This window comes from Myceligenerans halotolerans (assembly GCF_054782975.1).
The window spans coordinates 68,553-85,264 of sequence record NZ_BAAGRL010000025.1; the positions used below are offsets into that span (position 1 = coordinate 68,553).

At 70.2% G+C, this 16,712-nt stretch carries 18 protein-coding genes; 12 read left to right on the plus strand and 6 right to left on the minus strand.

Annotated elements, in window-relative coordinates:
- Nucleotides 1–197 precede the first annotated feature (197 nt).
- From ACYVK5_RS16915 to nadA, 3 genes are all read right to left on the minus strand, one after another.
- A complete protein-coding gene (locus ACYVK5_RS16915; RefSeq protein WP_460707106.1) occupies nucleotides 198–758 on the minus strand; it encodes an acyl-CoA thioesterase in 561 nt (186 codons plus the stop codon).
- A 31-nt stretch (nucleotides 759–789) separates the two neighbouring features.
- On the minus strand, nucleotides 790–1,440 hold the full coding sequence (locus ACYVK5_RS16920; protein ID WP_460707108.1) for a DJ-1/PfpI family protein: 651 nt from the start codon (nucleotides 1,438–1,440) through the stop codon (nucleotides 790–792).
- Nucleotides 1,441–1,543: 103 nt separating this feature from the next.
- On the minus strand, nucleotides 1,544–2,749 hold the full coding sequence (nadA, locus tag ACYVK5_RS16925) for a quinolinate synthase NadA (RefSeq protein WP_460707110.1): 1,206 nt from the start codon (nucleotides 2,747–2,749) through the stop codon (nucleotides 1,544–1,546).
- A 195-nt stretch (nucleotides 2,750–2,944) separates the two neighbouring features.
- Between nadA and ACYVK5_RS16930 the strand changes: the two genes are divergently transcribed.
- From ACYVK5_RS16930 to ACYVK5_RS16960, 7 genes are all read left to right on the plus strand, one after another.
- On the plus strand, nucleotides 2,945–3,490 hold the full coding sequence (locus tag ACYVK5_RS16930) for a hypothetical protein (protein WP_460707112.1): 546 nt from the start codon (nucleotides 2,945–2,947) through the stop codon (nucleotides 3,488–3,490).
- Nucleotides 3,491–3,756: 266 nt separating this feature from the next.
- Nucleotides 3,757–4,110, plus strand: a complete 354-nt coding sequence (erpA, locus tag ACYVK5_RS16935) for an iron-sulfur cluster insertion protein ErpA (protein ID WP_123813934.1) — start codon at nucleotides 3,757–3,759, stop codon at nucleotides 4,108–4,110.
- A gap of 256 nt (nucleotides 4,111–4,366) precedes the next feature.
- Nucleotides 4,367–5,506: a cysteine desulfurase family protein gene (locus ACYVK5_RS16940; RefSeq protein WP_460707114.1), complete on the plus strand. Its 1,140-nt coding sequence runs from the start codon at nucleotides 4,367–4,369 to the stop codon at nucleotides 5,504–5,506.
- Entirely contained in the window at nucleotides 5,503–5,952 is a 450-nt protein-coding gene (locus ACYVK5_RS16945; protein WP_460707116.1) for a sulfurtransferase TusA family protein, read from the plus strand. The genes ACYVK5_RS16940 and ACYVK5_RS16945 overlap by 4 nt, the downstream gene beginning before the upstream one ends.
- A gap of 196 nt (nucleotides 5,953–6,148) precedes the next feature.
- The gene (gene ctaC, locus ACYVK5_RS16950) at nucleotides 6,149–7,054 is read left to right on the plus strand and encodes an aa3-type cytochrome oxidase subunit II (RefSeq protein WP_460707118.1); all 906 of its coding nucleotides are present in this window, start codon (nucleotides 6,149–6,151) and stop codon (nucleotides 7,052–7,054) included.
- Nucleotides 7,054–8,883, plus strand: a complete 1,830-nt coding sequence (gene ctaD, locus ACYVK5_RS16955; protein ID WP_460707120.1) for an aa3-type cytochrome oxidase subunit I — start codon at nucleotides 7,054–7,056, stop codon at nucleotides 8,881–8,883. The genes ctaC and ctaD overlap by 1 nt, the downstream gene beginning before the upstream one ends.
- The gene (locus tag ACYVK5_RS16960) at nucleotides 8,880–9,293 is read left to right on the plus strand and encodes a cytochrome c oxidase subunit 4 (RefSeq protein WP_460707122.1); all 414 of its coding nucleotides are present in this window, start codon (nucleotides 8,880–8,882) and stop codon (nucleotides 9,291–9,293) included. The genes ctaD and ACYVK5_RS16960 overlap by 4 nt, the downstream gene beginning before the upstream one ends.
- Before the next feature lie 175 nt (nucleotides 9,294–9,468).
- Here ACYVK5_RS16960 and trpD read toward each other — a convergent pair whose 3' ends face one another.
- Nucleotides 9,469–10,500: an anthranilate phosphoribosyltransferase gene (gene trpD / locus ACYVK5_RS16965; protein ID WP_460707216.1), complete on the minus strand. Its 1,032-nt coding sequence runs from the start codon at nucleotides 10,498–10,500 to the stop codon at nucleotides 9,469–9,471.
- Between the two features lie 116 nt (nucleotides 10,501–10,616).
- Nucleotides 10,617–11,057 (minus strand): response regulator, encoded by a 441-nt coding sequence (locus tag ACYVK5_RS16970; protein ID WP_460707124.1) that lies wholly within the window; start codon nucleotides 11,055–11,057, stop codon nucleotides 10,617–10,619.
- A 186-nt stretch (nucleotides 11,058–11,243) separates the two neighbouring features.
- On the opposite strand from ACYVK5_RS16970, the gene ctaE reads away from it, so the two are divergent.
- From ctaE to ACYVK5_RS16995, 5 genes are all read left to right on the plus strand, one after another.
- On the plus strand, nucleotides 11,244–11,897 hold the full coding sequence (gene ctaE / locus ACYVK5_RS16975; protein ID WP_460707126.1) for an aa3-type cytochrome oxidase subunit III: 654 nt from the start codon (nucleotides 11,244–11,246) through the stop codon (nucleotides 11,895–11,897).
- Nucleotides 11,898–12,009: 112 nt separating this feature from the next.
- The gene (gene qcrC / locus ACYVK5_RS16980; RefSeq protein WP_460707128.1) at nucleotides 12,010–12,789 is read left to right on the plus strand and encodes a cytochrome bc1 complex diheme cytochrome c subunit; all 780 of its coding nucleotides are present in this window, start codon (nucleotides 12,010–12,012) and stop codon (nucleotides 12,787–12,789) included.
- A complete protein-coding gene (qcrA, locus tag ACYVK5_RS16985; protein ID WP_460707130.1) occupies nucleotides 12,786–13,850 on the plus strand; it encodes a cytochrome bc1 complex Rieske iron-sulfur subunit in 1,065 nt (354 codons plus the stop codon). Before qcrC ends, qcrA begins: the two co-directional genes overlap by 4 nt.
- A gap of 53 nt (nucleotides 13,851–13,903) precedes the next feature.
- Entirely contained in the window at nucleotides 13,904–15,574 is a 1,671-nt protein-coding gene (gene qcrB, locus ACYVK5_RS16990; RefSeq protein ID WP_460707217.1) for a cytochrome bc1 complex cytochrome b subunit, read from the plus strand.
- 97 nt (nucleotides 15,575–15,671) lie between these two features.
- Nucleotides 15,672–16,301 (plus strand): superoxide dismutase, encoded by a 630-nt coding sequence (locus tag ACYVK5_RS16995; RefSeq protein ID WP_460707132.1) that lies wholly within the window; start codon nucleotides 15,672–15,674, stop codon nucleotides 16,299–16,301.
- Nucleotides 16,302–16,430: 129 nt separating this feature from the next.
- On the opposite strand, the gene ACYVK5_RS17000 is transcribed toward ACYVK5_RS16995, so the two are convergent.
- Nucleotides 16,431–16,712 carry an Lrp/AsnC family transcriptional regulator gene (locus tag ACYVK5_RS17000; RefSeq protein WP_192863785.1) on the minus strand — a complete coding sequence of 94 codons (282 nt, stop codon included), beginning with the start codon at nucleotides 16,710–16,712 and terminating at the stop codon, nucleotides 16,431–16,433.

Consider the following 16,712-nt stretch of genomic DNA (forward strand, 5'->3'; position numbering starts at 1 on the left):
AGAGGCCTGGGGCGTAAGCAGCCTCATGGTCTGAAGGCAGCCTCATGGATCCACCACCCCATGGGCGGCGCGGTGGGGCCGGCGGGCGCGGCCCGGCGGTTCGGGAAGGCCTCGCCGGACCGGCCGCGGTGGGCCTCCGGGAGCTGGCCAGGCTGAAACGGGGCGGGCCGGCCCCCGGGCGCGGCCGGGCTGCTGGGTCAGGCGGTGACCTGCCCGCGGGGGGCCACGTCGATGACGCGGGCCCACGCGGCGACGTCGTCGGGCAGTGCCGGGCTCTCCGGCGGGCTCGCCAGGCCGTACGCCTCCGCCAGCCACTCGACCACCGTCGCCGGCGCGATGCGGTCGTTCGTCCGCGAGTGCAGGAACCGCGTGGCGACGATGCCCCGCGCGCAGAGCTTCTCCCGCCGCGTGAACACCTGCTCCATGTAGAAGCAGCGCTCGTCCCAGCCGAGCACGCGGGTGGTGAGCTCGAACCTGTCGAACAGCTTCAGCGACCGCCGGTACTTCATGGTCGACGCCGCCACGACGGCGCCGAACTTCTTCTCGCGGCCCAGCACCGCCCCGCCCATCTCGGCCACGTGCCGGAACCGGGCCACGTCCATGAGCTGCAGGTACGAGCCGTTGTTGACATGCATCAGCAGGTCGAGGTCCTGCGGCAGGACGCGCATCGTGCAGACGGACGGGTCCAGGAGCGAGCGGCCGGGAACCTGCTTCCGGGGAAAGATCCCGGTCCACGCGAGCTGCAACATCCGAGTCATAGGAAGGAGGCTATACCCAGCACCACCAGTACTAGGTACTTCCGGTGCCGAGCGTCCCGCGTGGACCCGGCGTCCCGCCGAACCACGGCTCGGCCGCCCCTTCGTACTGGATGACGCGCCGCACCGCCTGCGCGACGGCCGGCGTCTCCAGACGGGAGACCAGGTGCAGCGCCATGTCGATCCCGGCGGCCACGCCCGCCGAGGTGACGACGTCGCCGTCGTCCACGAACCGGGCCTCCGTGTCGATCATGATGCTCGGGTCGAGCTGCACCAGCTCGTCGAAGCTGTCGTGGTGCGTCGTGGCCACCCGCCCGGCGAGGATTCCCGCCGCGGCCAGGGGGAGCGCGCCGGTGCACACGCCGGCGACCACCGCCGTCTGCTTCCGCATCGCGCGCAGCCAGTCCAGGTGGTGCGGCTGATCGACGAGCTCCCGGGTGCCGATGCCGCCCGGATAGACGAGCAGGTGCAGCGGCCCGACGTCGTCGGCCGAACGAGAGGGGACGACCCGCAGGCCGCGGGCCAGCCGCACGCCGTTGCCGTCCCACGAGAACGTCGACACCGTCGGCCGCAGACCGGAGTGGTCCGCCCAGACCGAGAGCACCTCGAAGGGGCCGACGACGTCCAGCTCCTCCGCGCCGTCGAAAACGAAGATCCCGACCCGCAGCCCGCCGTTGCTGCTCATCGCATCCCGCACTTCCTCGTCGGAGTTCCGTGGCCGCCGGGCGCCCGGCGGCCGCCGTCTGTGGTGTTGTGTCCCGCCCGACACGGGCGGACCCGGGTCCGGATCAGCTCCCCGGCAGCGCCAGCATCTGATCGAGCGCCACCCGTGCCCAGTGCGCGTCGTCGGCGTCGACCACGATCCGGTTCACCATCCGGCCCGCCGCCAGCGACTCCATCGCCCACACCAGGTGCGGGAGGTCGATCCGATTCATAGTGGAGCAGAAGCACACCGTCTTGTCGAGGTAGTGCACCTGGAGGTCGGGATGCTCGCGCGCCACCCGGCGCACGAGGTTGAGTTCCGTGCCGACGGCCCAGGAAGAGCCGGGCTCGGCCGCGTCCAGCATCCTGATGATGTACTCCGTGGAGCCCACGTGGTCGGCGGCCGTGACGACCTCGTTCTTGCACTCCGGGTGCACCAGCACGTTGACGCCCGGCACCTGTGCCCGGATGTCCGTCACGTTCTGCTCCGAGAACCGCCCGTGCACCGAGCAGTGGCCACGCCACAGGATCATCCGCGCGTCGCGGAGCTCCTGCGCCGTCAGGCCGCCGTCGGGCTTGCGCGGGTCGAAGACGACGCAGTCCTCCAGAGACAGGCCCAGCTGCTGCACCGCGGTGTTGCGCCCCAGGTGCTGGTCCGGCAGGAACAGCACCTTGCCCGTGCCGTCGACGCCCTTCGTGCCGCCCACCTGGTCGAACGCCCAGCGCAGCGCCACCTCCGCGTTCGACGACGTGCACACCGTGCCGCCGTGCCGCCCGGTGAACGCCTTGATCGCGGCCGAGGAGTTCATGTAGGTCACGGGAATCGTGTCCCCGGCCACGCCCAGGTCCTGCAGCACGGCCCAGGCCTCCTCGACCTGACCGATCTCCGCCATGTCCGCCATGGAACAGCCCGCCGCCAGGTCCGGCAGCACGACCTGCTGCGCGTCCGAGGTGAGGATGTCCGCGCTCTCCGCCATGAAGTGCACGCCGCAGAACACGATGTACTCGGCCTCGGGGCGTACCGCCGCCTCGCGCGCGAGCTTGAAGGAGTCGCCGGTGACGTCGGCGAAGTCGATGACCTCGTCACGCTGGTAGTGGTGGCCCAGGACGAACGCCCTCTGGCCGAGGGCGGCGCGCGCCGCGCGGGCGCGCTCGACGAGATCGGGGTCGCTCGGTGCCGGCAGATCGCCGGGACACTCGACACCGCGCTCCGAACTCAGGTCCCGCCCCTGCCCCAGCAGCAGGAGCGGGGAGGACGCGGGCTCGCGGAAGTTCTCCAGCAGGGTGCTCACGAATCCATGATCACACAGCCCCAACCACTCCCGGCCCGTTACCCACAGCCTGTCCGGACGGCCGCTCGCGTGATCGGCAGTTCGCCGTGTGGTCGGTGGTTCGTCGTGTGACCGGCAGTCCGGACTGCCGATCACACGACGAACCACCGACCACACGGCGAACTGCGAGGGGGCAGCCGGGGATAGCCTCAGGGCATGCATGTTGTGGTGATCGCCGAGGGGGCGGACCGGGCCAGGGACCTGGCCGAGGCATGGTGCCGCGCGGTGCCGGGGGCGACCGCCGAGGCGCACGGAGTCGGCGTCGCGCCGGTCATGCCGAACGAGATACACCCGGGCACCTCGCCCGACGGCCGCCCCGGGCCTGGTGGCGAGCACCCGGCGCCCGTCGTCGTCGCCGGTGCCCGACTCGGCGTCGGCGTCCCGCAGCCCGAGCCACCGGGCCCGCCCGCCCCGCGCTCCGCCCTACCAGCCGGTGAGGCGGCCAGGCTCTCCGAGATCGCGGCCATGGCCGACGTCGTCGCCGCACACGTCGCCGTGCTCGACGCCGGCAGTCTCCGGACCGGCCCGGTCGCCGAAGCCGCCGCCTCGGCCGGGCCGCACGGCGTCCCGGTCGTGGCGCTCGCGGAGCGGGTGGAGGTGACACGCCGGGAACTGGCGTCGGCCGGGATCAGCGGCGCCCACGAGATCGCGGGATCGGACGTCGCGCGCGTCGCCCGGTCGTGGACGCCGGGATGGGCATGACGGCCGAGACCCGTCCGGCACGGCACCGTTCGGCGTCGGAGCGGGGGCCGGTCGGCCGGACGCCACCCACGGACCTCCCGGCGAGGAGGGGCGGGCCGCTCGGCGACCGGCCGCCGGTCCCGGCCGGCGGAAGTGACACCCGTCACGGAGGCCCCGCGGATCCCGGCGTAGGATCGGGAACAGAACGAGACGGGCCGGTGTTACGAGCCCACGAGAAGACCGCCAAGGCTGCGCACCCGCGCGCCAGAGCAGGAGCTGGAGCAGAGATGACCGAGACCGCCTCCGAAATCGCCACCCACGGCGTGAACCTCACCGACTTCGCGGCCGACAAGGTGCGCAGTCTGCTCGAGCAGGAGGGACGCGACGACCTGCGTCTCCGCGTGGCCGTGCAGCCCGGTGGCTGTTCCGGCCTGATCTACCAGCTGTACTTCGACGAGCGTCTGCTCGAGGCGGACGCGCTGCGCGACTACAACGGTGTCGAGGTCGTCGTCGACAAGATGAGCGTCCCCTACCTCGAGGGCGCCACCATCGACTTCGCGGACACCATCGAGAAGCAGGGCTTCACGATCGACAACCCGAACGCCGGCAGCGCCTGCGCGTGCGGCGGTTCGTTCAGCTGACGAGGCGATTCGAGGGCTGAGATCCGACAGCCGCACTCTTCGCACGACGGCGGTCGCGGGTTCCTCCGGGAACCGGCGGCCGCCGTCGTCGTCCGTCCGACGTGTCACCCGTCGCGCAGGGCGACGCGTGCGCGCCGGCAACCCGTTGTCGGGTGGTGGGCTCTTCGTCGAGCAGCCGGCCGCTCGGGGAGTCGATCATCCGACAAGGGACCGTCCGACCGCACAGGGCGGGAGCGCAGTCAGGGAGGATGGCCGTATGGACAGCCCCGCACCACCCCGCGTCCACCTCGACAACGGAGGCCGGGCGCCCTGGCACCCGCTCGCCCGTGAGGCGCTGCTCCAGGCGCTCGAGGACGGCTGGGCCGACCCCCGCCGCCTGCACGCCGAGGGGCGCCGGGCGGCACGGCTGCTCGACGGAGCCCGCGAGGCGGTCGCCGCCGTACTCGGGGCGCGCACGGAGGAGGTCCGCTTCACGCACGGTCATACGGCGGCCCTGCACCGTGCCGTCACCGCGGGCGCGGCGGGCCGGCGTCGTACCGGGAACCGGATCGTCGTGGGCGCGACCGAGCGCGCGGCGGTGCTGCACGCCGCCGACGCCGCGGGGGAGCGCGAGACCGTCGCCGTCGACCGGCTCGGCCGCGCGGACGCGGACGCCTTCGCCGCGGCGGTGCGCCGCCCCGGCGTCGCGCTGGCCGTGCTCCAGCACGCCAACGGGGAGGTCGGCACGGTCCAGCCGGTCGAGCAGGTGCACGACGCCGCCCGCGCGGCCGGCGTCCCCCTGCTGGTCGACGCCGGAGCGAGCCTCGGGCACACGCGCGTGCCCGGCACGTGGGACCTGCTCGCGGCCGACCCCGCCGACTGGGGTGGCCCGGCCGGCGTCGGCGTGCTGGCCGCGCGCGGACGGGTGCGGCTGCCCGACGTCGGCCCGGAGGACCCTGAGCCCTGGGCTCCTGGCGGGGTGAGCGTGCCGCTCGCGTTCGCGTCGGCGGTTGCGCTGGAGGCGGTCCAGGCGGACCTCGCCGCCGCCGGTGCGCGCCGCCGGGAACTGGTGGACCGGATCCGCGCGGCCGTCGCCCGCGTGCCCGACGTAGAGGTCGTGGGCGACCCCGACAGCCGCCTCCCGCACGTCGTCACGTTCTCCTTCCTCTACGTCGACGGCGAGGCGCTGGTCACGGAGCTGGACCGGCAGGGCTTCGCCGTCGGCTCCGGCTCGGCCTGCACGGCGAGCACGCTCGAGCCGTCGCACGTGCTCGCGGCGATGGGGGTGCTCACGCACGGCAACGTGCGGATCGCGCTGGACCGCGGCACGTCGGAGGCGGACGTCGAACGATTCCTCGCCGCGCTGGCACCGGCGGTGGAACGCGTGCGCGACGCGCTGGGGGTGCGGGGGCTGTGAGCGCAGGGGACGTGCCGGTACCGGGTGGTGCGGGTCCGGCGTCGCCGGACGGTCCGGGGACGACGCCGGACGGGCTGAAGGCGCCAGGCGATCCGGGGACACCGGACGGCCGGGGGACTACGCCGGACGGTCCGGGAACACCAGGCGGTCAGGGGTCGACGCCGGACCGTGGCGGGCGTGCCGACGGCGGCGGTGCGGACGTCGCGCAGGAGATCGTCGACGCTCGCGGGCTGCGCTGTCCGCTGCCCGTGATCCGGCTGGCCGCGCGGGCGAAGGAACTCCCGGCCGGGACGGAGGTCTCGGTGCTCTCGACGGACCCCGCCGCACAGCACGACGTGCCCGCCTGGGCGCGGATGCGGGGCCACGAAACGGTCTCGGTGACCGAGTCCGACGGCGTCTGGACGCTGACGGTGCGGCTGCGCCGACCGCGACGTTCTGACACGTGAAGCATGTGTGTCCGAACGGCGAGGGCCGGGCCCTCCGAGTGCGTGACTCGTCACACTTGCCCCGGGCCCTGTGAGTCATCGCGAGCACTCTCGGCGCGCTAGGCTGCGACGTATCAGATGGTTCTGCGTGGAGCCCGGGTGCACGTCGTGGTCGTGCGCCGGTACGCACCGCCGGACGAGACGTGAAAGGCCACCCTTGCACTCGAAGCCCTCGACCCGCACCAGGCGGGCCGCTCTGCGTGCGTCGGCACTCGCCGTCGTCGTCGCGGGGCTGGCCACCGGTTGCGCCAGTGAAACCGTGCAGCGCGGTTATCTTCCCGGCTATGAGGGCGGGGAGGTGACGAACCAGACCGCCGACATCACCCAGTTGTGGGTGGGCTCGTGGGTGGCTGCCCTCGCCGTGGGCGTGATCACGTGGGGCCTGATGCTGTGGTGCATCGCCGCGTACCGCAAGCGCCGCGACGACCATCGCCTGCCGGTGCAGACCCGCTACCACATGCCGCTCGAGATCATGTACACCGTGGTGCCGACCCTGATGGTCCTGGCGCTGTTCTGGCACACCGACCGTGTCATGACGACGATCACGGAGCCCGAGACCGAGGCCGAGGTGCACATCGGTGTCATCGGCAAGCAGTGGAGCTGGGACTTCAACTACCTGGACGAGGGCGTCTACGAGTACGGCGAGCACGAGGACGACCCGGGCAGCGTGACCGAGGACAAGCTGGTCGACGGCGAGCCCGGCACCGACGTCGACGCGCCCACGCTGTACCTGCCGGTGGGCAGGACGGTCGAGTTCCGCCTCGACTCGCGGGACGTGAACCACTCCTTCTGGATCCCCGCGTTCCTCTACAAGGAGGACATGATCCCGCACCACACCAACTACTACCAGGTGACCCCCACGCGTGAGGGCACGTACGCCGGCAAGTGCGCCGAGCTCTGCGGTGAGTTCCACTCCGGCATGCTCTTCAACGTCAAGGTCGTCTCCGAGGCGGAGTTCGACGCGCACATGGACGAGCTGCGCGCCGCGGGCCAGGAGGGCGAGCTCGGGCTCGACCTCGTCCGTGAGCAGGGTCCCATCGACGCCGAGGAGGCTGAGCACTGATGGCCACCGCAACCCACGCGGACGCGGTCCCCGGTCTGCGCGAGGACCGGCAGTCCTTCGGCAAGGTCGTGATCAGCTGGGTCACGTCCACCGACCACAAGACGATCGGGTACATGTACCTGATCACGTCGTTCCTGTTCTTCTGCCTCGGCGGCCTGATGGCACTGATCATCCGCGCCGAGCTGTACGAGCCGGGAATCCAGCTGGTGCAGAGCAAGGAGCAGTACAACCAGCTCTTCACCATGCACGGCACGATCATGCTGCTGCTGTTCGCCACCCCGCTGTTCGCGGGCTTCGCGAACGTCATCATGCCGCTGCAGATCGGCGCCCCCGACGTCGCGTTCCCGCGGCTGAACATGTTCGCGTACTGGCTGTTCCTGTTCGGCGGCCTCATCGCCTCGGCCGGGTTCTTCACTCCGCAGGGTGCCGCCTCGTTCGGCTGGTTCGCCTACGCGCCGTTGTCGTCGACGACCTTCAGTCCGGGGCTCGGTGGAGACTTGTGGGTCTTCGGGCTCGCGCTCGCCGGTTTCGGCACCATCCTCGGCGCCGTCAACTTCATCACCACGATCATCACGATGCGCGCGCCGGGCATGACGATGTTCCGGATGCCGATCTTCACCTGGAACACGCTGGTCACCAGCCTCCTGGTGCTGATGGCGTTCCCGCCGCTGGCCGCCGCGCTGTTCGCGCTCGGTGCCGACCGCCGCCTCGGCGCGCAGGTGTTCAACCCGGAGAACGGCGGCGCTCTGCTGTGGCAGCACCTGTTCTGGTTCTTCGGGCACCCCGAGGTGTACATCATCGCCCTGCCGTTCTTCGGCATCGTCTCGGAGATCCTCCCGGTCTTCTCCCGGAAGCCGATCTTCGGCTACGTCGGCCTGGTCTACGCGACCATCGCGATCGCCGCGCTGTCCGTGACCGTGTGGGCGCACCACATGTACGTGACGGGTGCGGTACTGCTGCCGTTCTTCGCGTTCATGACGATGCTCATCGCCGTCCCGACGGGCGTGAAGTTCTTCAACTGGATCGGCACGCTGTGGCGAGGGAAACTCACGTTCGAGACACCGATGCTGTGGAGCATCGGGTTCCTCGTGACGTTCCTCTTCGGCGGCCTGACGGGCATCATCCTGTCGAGCCCGGCACTGGACTTCTCGCTGTCCGACTCGTACTTCGTCGTGGCGCACTTCCACTACGTGGTGTTCGGCACGGTGGTCTTCGCGATGTTCGCGGGCTTCTACTTCTGGTGGCCCAAGATGACGGGCAAGATGCTGTCGGAGCGCCTCGGCAAGCTGCACTTCTGGATGCTGTTCGTCGGCTTCCACATGACGTTCCTCATCCAGCACTGGCTGGGTGTATGGGGCATGCCGCGCCGTTACGCGGACTACATGCCGGAGGAGGGCTTCACGATCGCGAACCAGGTGTCCACGATCGGCGCGTTCATCCTGGCGGCCTCGACTCTGCCGTTCCTCTGGAACGTGTACACGACGGCGCGCAACGCGCCCAAGGTCACCGTGGACGACCCGTGGGGCTACGGCCGCTCGCTGGAGTGGGCCACGGCCTGCCCGGTGCCGCGCCACAACTTCACGTCGCTGCCCCGCATCCGCAGCGAGTCGCCGGCCTTCGACCTGCACCACCCGGAGGTCGCGGCGATGGAGCACCCGGAGTACCAACGCAGCCTGCTGATGAACATCTACGGCGAGGCGGACCGGCGGGGCCAGGACGTCCAGGCCCAGGAGCGCAAGCTGTCCGGAACGGGCGTGCCCGAGAAGAGTACGATGATCATCGTCGAGGACAGCGATGCCGAGAAGCGCGACGAGGAGGACGGCAAGTGAAGATCGAGACCAGGCTGTTCATCGCCGGAGCACCGCTGTTCCTCCTGGCCGCCGCCGTGTACGCGTTCTGGACGTACAACACGCCCGAGGGCTGGGAGCCCGTCGGCACGCTGTGCATCCTCCTCGTGGCCGCGATGGTCTTCATGGTCGGCTTCTACCTGATGCTGACGGCGAAGCGGATCGACGAGCGCCCGGAGGACTCGGGGAACGCCGAGATCGAGGACGGCGCCGGGGACCAGGGCGTGTTCGCCCCGTGGAGCTGGTGGCCGCTGGCCATCGCCGCCTCCGCGGCGCTCGCCTTCCTCGCGATGGCCGTGGGCTGGTGGATCATGGGCATCGCGGTCCCGTTGGGCATCATCGCCCTGGTGGGCTGGGTCTTCGAGTTCTCCCGCGGCCAGCACGCGCACTGACCCGTAGTAAGCCGAACCCCCACGAGCCGGCGAGCTCGTGGGGGTTCCGCGCGTCCGGACCGGGTCTCGCGGCCGGCCACCGGCGTGATCGGTCCTTGCGTGAATGATCGGCACGTCGATCTGCCGATCATTCACGCAGAGACCGACCACACGCGGCCCGTACGAGGACGGCGAGCTACCGGGCCGCCTCGATCCAGCGGGCCAGGGCACGCTGGGTGGCGCCCGTGTCGATCGAGCGGGCCGCGTGGTCCAGGCCGGCCCTCAGGCGATCCGTCAGGGAGCCCGACGCCGTGCCCTCCAGGGTGCCGTCGGCCACCAGGGCGGCCGCCGCGTTGAGCAGGACGGTCTCGCGGACCGGGCCGTCGTCCTCGCCGGAGAACACCCGGCGGGCGACCTCCGCGTTGTAGGCGGCGTCCGCCCCGCGCAGGTCCTCGATCTTGATGGGGGTCATGCCCAGGTCCGCCGCGGCGTCCAGGCGCTGCTCCCGGACCTCTCCGCTGCGCACCTCCCAGATCGTGGTGCCGGCCGTGGCGGCCAGCTCGTCCAGGCCCTCGTCGCCCCGGAACACCAGGGCGTTCGTGCCCCGCTCGGCGAACACACCGGCCATGAGGGGCGCCATACGTGCGTCCGCGCAGCCGACCGCCGTCGCGCGCGGCTGGGCGGGGTTCGTCAGCGGCCCCAGGAAGTTGAACGCCGTGGGGACGCCGAGCTCCTTGCGGGCGATGCCGGCATGCCGCATCGACGGGTGGAACACCATCGCGAAGCAGAACGTGATGCCCGCCTCCTGGGCGATCTGCGCCACCCGCTCCGGCGTGTGGTCCAGCCGGATGCCGAGCTGCTCCAGCACGTCCGCCGCCCCCGACGACGACGTCGCCGCCCGGTTGCCGTGCTTCACCACGCGGATCCCGCACCCGGCGAGCACCACGGCCGCCATCGTCGAGATGTTGACGGTGTGCGCGCGGTCGCCGCCCGTGCCGACGAGGTCGACCGTGGGCCCCGGCACCTCGATGCGGGTGGCGTGCGCGAGCATGGAATCCACGAGTCCGCCGAGCTCGTCGACTGTCTCGCCCTTGACGCGCAGGGCCACGAGGAACCCGGCCAGCTGCACGGGGGAGACTTCACCGGTCATCACCTGGTCCATCGCCCAGGCCGCGCGTTCCCTGCCCAGGTCCTCACCGGCCATCAGGGAGGCCAGCAGGCTCGCCATCGTCGGTTCGCCGGTCGCTGTGTCGGTCACTTTCTCGGCCACCTTGCTGGTCGTCGCGGGGGTTGTCGGTTCGGTCGCCGGCCCGGGCGTCGTGCCGGTCATCGCGCTGTCCTGGCTCACAGCAGGTTCGCCACGGCGGCCTGCACCGTGACGGGGTCGAGCGGGCGGGTCACGGTGGCGTCGGCCTGCGACCAGGAGGCCAGCCACGAGTCCTGGGGCCGCCCCGTCAGCACGAGCACCGGCGGGCACTCGTACCACTCGTTCTTCACCTGGCGGCACAACCCCATGCCGCCGGCCTTGTCGGCCTCGCCGTCGAGCACGAGCAGGTCCCACTGGCCGGGGTCGGCGGAGTCGACGACGGCGGCCGGGGTGGCGACCTCGTGCCAGACGATCTCCGGCGCGCCGGCGGAGATCCGGGGGCCGACGGCGAGGCGCACCTGCTCGCGCACGCTGCGGTCGTCGCTGTACAGCAGGATCCGGGGAGCCGGGCCGGACGGCGTCGTACGGCCCGCCGTCGTCCCGGACGCGGGGGAGGGAGCTGTGGTCACGTCAGTCATCGAAGGGAATCCTCTCGCGGGTCAGGTCCCCCGGCATCGTGGCACATCGGATGCCTCGGCGGCAGGGTGGTCCACCCACGTTTTCATGGCACTGTGCTTCCCCGCGTCACCAAGTGATGGCTTTGTGACATTCTTCGCGTGCTCGGTGGCCCACTCGGTCATCACCGGGGGTCCATGTCGGCCATAATGGCTGACGTGTCGACCGCAACGGCTGCAGCCACTCATACCCATCAGCATGTGACAGTGAACCGCCCGAACCCCGTGTCGGTCGGGACCATTGTCTGGCTCGCGAGCGAGCTCATGTTCTTCGCGGCACTGTTCGCGATGTACTTCACGGTGCGGCAGGTCCTGCCGCCCGAGGAGTGGGCGGCACAGGCCGACATGCTCAACATCCCCTTCTCCGCGGTCAACACCACGGTGCTGGTGCTCTCCTCGGTGACCTGCCAGATGGGCGTGCTCGCCGCAGAGCGCTTCCAGCCGCGGCGGAAGGGCAGCATCTGGGCGTTCTGGTCCTGGGGCATGCACGAGTGGATGGCGCTGACCTACCTCATGGGCGCGTTCTTCATCGGTGGCCAGGTGCTGGAGTACGCGGAGCTGGTGCACGCCGGCCTCACCATCTCGTCCAGCCCGTACGGCTCGGTCTTCTACCTGACCACGGGCTTCCACGGACTTCACGTGGTGGGCGGTCTGATCGCCTTCCTGTTCCTGCTCGGCCGCTCGTTCGCCGCTCGACGTTTCGGGCACCACGAGGCCACCACCGCGATCGTCGTGTCGTACTACTGGCACTTCGTCGACGTGGTGTGGATCGCGCTGTTCTTCGTGATCTACATCCTGCAGTAGGCCTGGCCGCCCTCCCGGCCGCGGTCGTGCCGACACGGGACGTCACATCGCGGGCCGCTACGGCGTCATAAGAGAAGATGCAAGTACTCACGCACGAGACGAGGATCAATCCGTGAAGGCACTCGCCGCCCGCAGGCATCACCGGCTGGCGCCGGTCGTGCTCCTGCTGATGGCGCTGCTGGTCACCGGCGGCGTGTACGCCGCTCTGGCGCCCACTGAGGCGCAGGCAGAGACCGTCAGCACCGAGGACATCGAGACGGGCAAGAAGCTCTTCCAGGCGAACTGCGCCACCTGTCACGGCCCGAACGCCGAGGGCTCGGACGGCGTGCCGTCCCTGATCGGCGTCGGCGCCGCCGCCGTGGACTTCCAGGTGTCGACCGGCCGCATGCCGATGCAGGCGAGCGGCCCGCAGGCCCCGGCCAAGCCGCCGCAGTTCGGCGAGGAGCAGACCGCCGCGCTCGCCGCCTACATCTCCTCGCTCGGTCCCGGCCCGGCGATCCCGACGGACGAGCAGGTCGACGCCGAGCTCGGGGACGCCTCGAACGGCATGGCGCTGTTCCGCACCAACTGCGCGATGTGTCACAACGCGATCGGGGCCGGCGGTGCCCTGAGCGAGGGCAAGTTCGCCCCGGCGCTGTTCGACACCAGTGAGCGCAACATCTACCAGGCGATGCAGACCGGCCCGCAGTCGATGCCGGTCTTCAACGACGCCAACATCACCCCCGACGAGAAGCGCGACATCATCGCCTTCCTGGTCGAGCAGCGCGACGGTTCCGCCGGTGGTGCCTCGCTCGGCGCCCTCGGCCCGGTCAGCGAAGGCGTGTGGGCCTGGGTCGTCGGCCTGGGCCTGCTGATCGGAGCGGCAGTCTGGATCGGAGCGAAGTCCTCGTGAGCGACAAGAACCACCCCAACGACGCCTCGACCGAGGTGACCACGGCCGGCGCGAGCACCGAGGTCGTCCCGTCGGACAAGTTCACGGACCCCGGCGTCCCGGCGCACAAGCCGCGCCTCACCGACATCGACCCGAGGTCGGCCAAGCGCAACGAGCGGATCATCACCTTCCTGTTCGTGCTGTCCTGCCTCGGTGCCGTCGGCACGATCGTGGCGTACGTCGCGGTGCCCCCGGAGGGGACCACCGAGAGCGTGCGGCTGTCGACGCTGCTGCTCGGCCTCGGCATGGCCGTCTCGCTGCTGGGCATCGGCATCGCGGGCATCCACTGGGCCAAGGCCCTCATGGGTGACGCCGAGATGGTCCAGGACCGGCACCCGATCCGCAGCTCCGACGCGGTTCGCTCGGACGCGGTGCGCGACCTGAACGAAGGCATGGAGGACTCGGGCGTCGTCGGACGTCGTGGCCTCCTCAAGGGCGCCGCCTTCTCGGCGCTGGCACTCTTCCCGCTGACCATCGCCGTGCCGCTGATCGGCTCGGTGGGCGGTGACTGGAACGTGTCGAAGCTGAAGCACACGATGTGGAAGAAGGGCACCCGCCTCGCGATCGACCCGTCGGGCCGCCCCATCAAGGCGAGCGACGTGAACATCGGCTCGGCCTTCCACGTGATCCCGGAGACCACGGAGGAGTACCGTGAGACTCACGAGTGGATCACGGAGAAGTCCAAGGCCGTGGTGCTCATGGTGCGGGTGCGTCCGGAGGAACTGAGGTCGGACCAGTCGCCCGAGGGCGAGCAGTGGTCGTACGACGGCATCGTGGCCTACTCCAAGATCTGCACGCACGTCGGCTGCCCTGTGGCGCTGTACGAGCAGCAGACCCACCACCTGCTGTGCCCCTGTCACCAGTCCACGTTCGACGTGGCCGACAGTGCGAAGGTGGTGTTCGGCCCGGCGAAGCGCCCGCTGCCGCAGCTGCCGATCACCGTCGACGACGAGGGCTACCTCGTGGCACAGGACGACTTCGCCGAGCCCATCGGCCCGAGCTTCTGGGAGCGTCTGAAGTGAGTACCCCACACGACACCGCGACGGCCGGGGCCGCTCCCGAGCCGACGACACGCATGGGCAAGGCCGCGGACTACCTGGACCAGCGCACCAGCATCGGTGGCGCGGTCAAGGAGTTCGCGCGCAAGGTCTTCCCGGACCACTGGTCCTTCATGCTCGGCGAGATCGCGCTGTTCAGCTTCGTCGCCCTGCTCATCTCGGGCGTCTTCCTGACGATGTTCTTCGAGCCGTCGATGGCGCTCACCGAGTACCACGGCGAGCACCCGGCCTCGGCGCACGGCCAGACGGTGTCCGTCGCGTACGCCTCCACGGTCGAGATGTCGTTCGAGGTGCGCGGCGGCCTCCTGATGCGCCAGATCCACCACTGGTCGGCGCTGATCTTCATGGCGGCGATCGTCGTGCACATGATGCGCGTGTTCTTCACCGGCGCGTTCCGCAAGCCGCGCGAGCTGAACTGGCTCGTCGGCTTCACCCTGCTGATCCTCGGCCTGGCGGCCGGCTTCTCCGGCTACTCGCTGCCCGACGACGTGCTCTCCGGCAACGGCCTGCGCATCACCGACGGCGTGGTGAAGTCGATCCCGGTGGTCGGCTCGTACATGTCGTACATGATCTTCGGCGGCGAGTTCCCGGGTGAGCACATCATCCCGCGCCTGTTCACGGTGCACATCCTCATCGTCCCGGCGCTGATCGTCGCACTCATCGCGCTGCACCTGTTCCTCATGGTGCTGCACAAGCACACGCAGTTCCCCGGCGGCGGCCGCACCGACAAGAACGTCGTCGGCTACCCGGCCCTCCCGGTCTACGTGGCGAAGATGACGGGCAACTTCTTCATCGTCTTCGGCGTGCTGGTGCTCATGGGCGCCACGATGGCGATCAACAACGTGTGGAACTACGGTCCGTACGATCCGTCCCCGGTGTCCGCCGGCGCCCAGCCCGACTGGTACATGCTGTTCCTCGAGGGCTCGCTACGGCTCATGCCGGGGCCGGGCTTCGAGTGGGAGATCTTCGGCTACACGCTGTCGATGAACGTCCTGGTCCCGGCCGTCATCGTGCCCGGTATCCTGTTCACGTTCCTCATCGTGTACCCGTTCCTCGAGGCCCGGGTCACCGGCGACAAGCGCGAGCACCACGTGCTCGACCGGCCGCGCAACGTCCCGGTGCGCACCGCCCTCGGCGTCGCGTTCCTCGCGGAGTTCATCCTGCTGGCGGCCGCCGGCTCGAACGACCTCATCGCCACGCACTTCGGGATGTCGCTCAACCAGATCACCTGGGCGTTCCGGATCCTGTTCTTCGTGCTGCCGGTGGTGGCGTTCGTGATCACCAAACGCATCTGCCTCGGCCTGCAGCGCAAGGACCGGGAACTGGTGCTGCACGGGAACGAGTCCGGGCGCGTCGTGCGGTACGCCAACGGCGAGTACATCGAGGTCCACACGCCGCTGGACGACCAGGAACGCTGGATGCGCGTCAACTACGACGCCCCGGCACCGCTGGAGATCGAGCCGAAGATGGACGCGCGCGGCGTGAAGCGCAAGGGCTACGGCGCGGACAAGCGCTGGCAGGGTCTTTCCCGGTTCTTCTACGAGGACCGCGTGGAGCCCGTGACGCCGGCGGAGTTCGCGGCGGCACACGCCCACGGCGAACACGACGCGATCGAGGCCGCCGAACACGGCGCTCCGGCCGCCGTCGGCTCCGGCCGCACGGACCGCACAGACTCGCAGGAGCACTGAGCAACCTGCGGAACCCAAGCGACGGCCCGGCTCCTCACCCGCTCGGCGGGCGGGGGAGTCGGGCCATCGTCGTCTCACCGAGGAGGAACTACGCACTATGGCTGAGTACAAGCTCCCTGACCTGAGCTACGACTACGGGGCTCTGGAGCCGCACATCTCGGCGAAGGTGATGGAGCTGCACCACTCCAAGCACCACGCGACCTACGTCAAGGTCGCCAACGAGACGCTGGAGAAGCTCGCCGACGCGCGCGACAAGGGCGACCTGAGCTCGATCAACCAGCTCGAGAAGAACCTGGCGTTCAATCTCGGCGGTCACGTCAACCACTCCGCCTTCTGGACCAACATGTCCCCGGAGGGTGGTGGCGAGCCGACCGGCGAGATCGGCACGGCCATCGACGAGCACTTCGGGTCGTTCGAGAAGTTCAAGGCCCACTTCACGGCCGTTGCCACGACCGTGCAGGGCTCCGGCTGGGCCATCCTGGCGTGGGACTCGCTCGGCGAGAAGCTCGTCGTCGTCCAGCTCTTCGACCAGCAGGGCAACATCCCGATGGGCCTCACGCCGATCGTGCTGCTCGACTGCTGGGAGCACGCCTACTACCTGGACTACCTCAACGTCCGCCCGGACTACATCAAGGCCTGGTGGAACATCGTCAACTGGGCCGACGCCTCCGAGCGCCTGGCGCGCGCGAAGGCCCAGACGTCGGGCCTGATCATCCCGACGGCCTGATCCTGATCCGGCAGTAGCTCCACGAGGCGGCGCCTCTTCGCGCCGCGCCCGTGGACGACGGCGGTCCGTGGTCCCTTCCGCGCTGAAGGGGCCCCGGACCGCCGTCGTCGTTCGCCGGTGTGCCCTGGGTCAGTCGTCGAGGCCCAGGGCGAACGCCTGCTCGAGGTCCTTGCTGGAGTAGGCGCGGAAGGCGATGAGGGTCTCGGTGCGGGTGACGCCCGGGACCTTGTTCACGGCGTCGGACACCACCCCGGCGAGCTCCTCGTGCTCGTGCACGCGCACGATGGCGACGAGGTCGACCTTCCCGGTCACGGAGAAGACCTCGGTCACGCCGGGGATGTCGGTGACGGCCTCGGCGACCTCGGGGATACGGGAGGTCTCGGCGTCGATGAGGACGATCGCGGTCAGCAT

Bases quoted from the DNA above. Each gene is read 5' to 3' on its own strand.
- ACYVK5_RS16915 (WP_460707106.1), bottom strand. From the start codon at position 758: ATGACTCGGATGTTGCAGCTCGCGTGGACCGGGATCTTTCCCCGGAAG.
- ACYVK5_RS16920 (WP_460707108.1), bottom strand. From the start codon at position 1,440: ATGAGCAGCAACGGCGGGCTGCGGGTCGGGATCTTCGTTTTCGACGGC.
- ACYVK5_RS16930 (WP_460707112.1), top strand. From the start codon at position 2,945: ATGCATGTTGTGGTGATCGCCGAGGGGGCGGACCGGGCCAGGGACCTG.
- erpA (WP_123813934.1), top strand. From the start codon at position 3,757: ATGACCGAGACCGCCTCCGAAATCGCCACCCACGGCGTGAACCTCACC.
- ACYVK5_RS16940 (WP_460707114.1), top strand. From the start codon at position 4,367: ATGGACAGCCCCGCACCACCCCGCGTCCACCTCGACAACGGAGGCCGG.
- ctaD (WP_460707120.1), top strand. From the start codon at position 7,054: ATGGCCACCGCAACCCACGCGGACGCGGTCCCCGGTCTGCGCGAGGAC.
- trpD (WP_460707216.1), bottom strand. From the start codon at position 10,500: ATGGCGAGCCTGCTGGCCTCCCTGATGGCCGGTGAGGACCTGGGCAGG.
- ACYVK5_RS16970 (WP_460707124.1), bottom strand. From the start codon at position 11,057: ATGACTGACGTGACCACAGCTCCCTCCCCCGCGTCCGGGACGACGGCG.
- ctaE (WP_460707126.1), top strand. From the start codon at position 11,244: ATGGCTGACGTGTCGACCGCAACGGCTGCAGCCACTCATACCCATCAG.
- qcrB (WP_460707217.1), top strand. From the start codon at position 13,904: ATGGGCAAGGCCGCGGACTACCTGGACCAGCGCACCAGCATCGGTGGC.
- ACYVK5_RS16995 (WP_460707132.1), top strand. From the start codon at position 15,672: ATGGCTGAGTACAAGCTCCCTGACCTGAGCTACGACTACGGGGCTCTG.
- ACYVK5_RS17000 (WP_192863785.1), bottom strand. From the start codon at position 16,712: ATGCTGACCGCGATCGTCCTCATCGACGCCGAGACCTCCCGTATCCCC.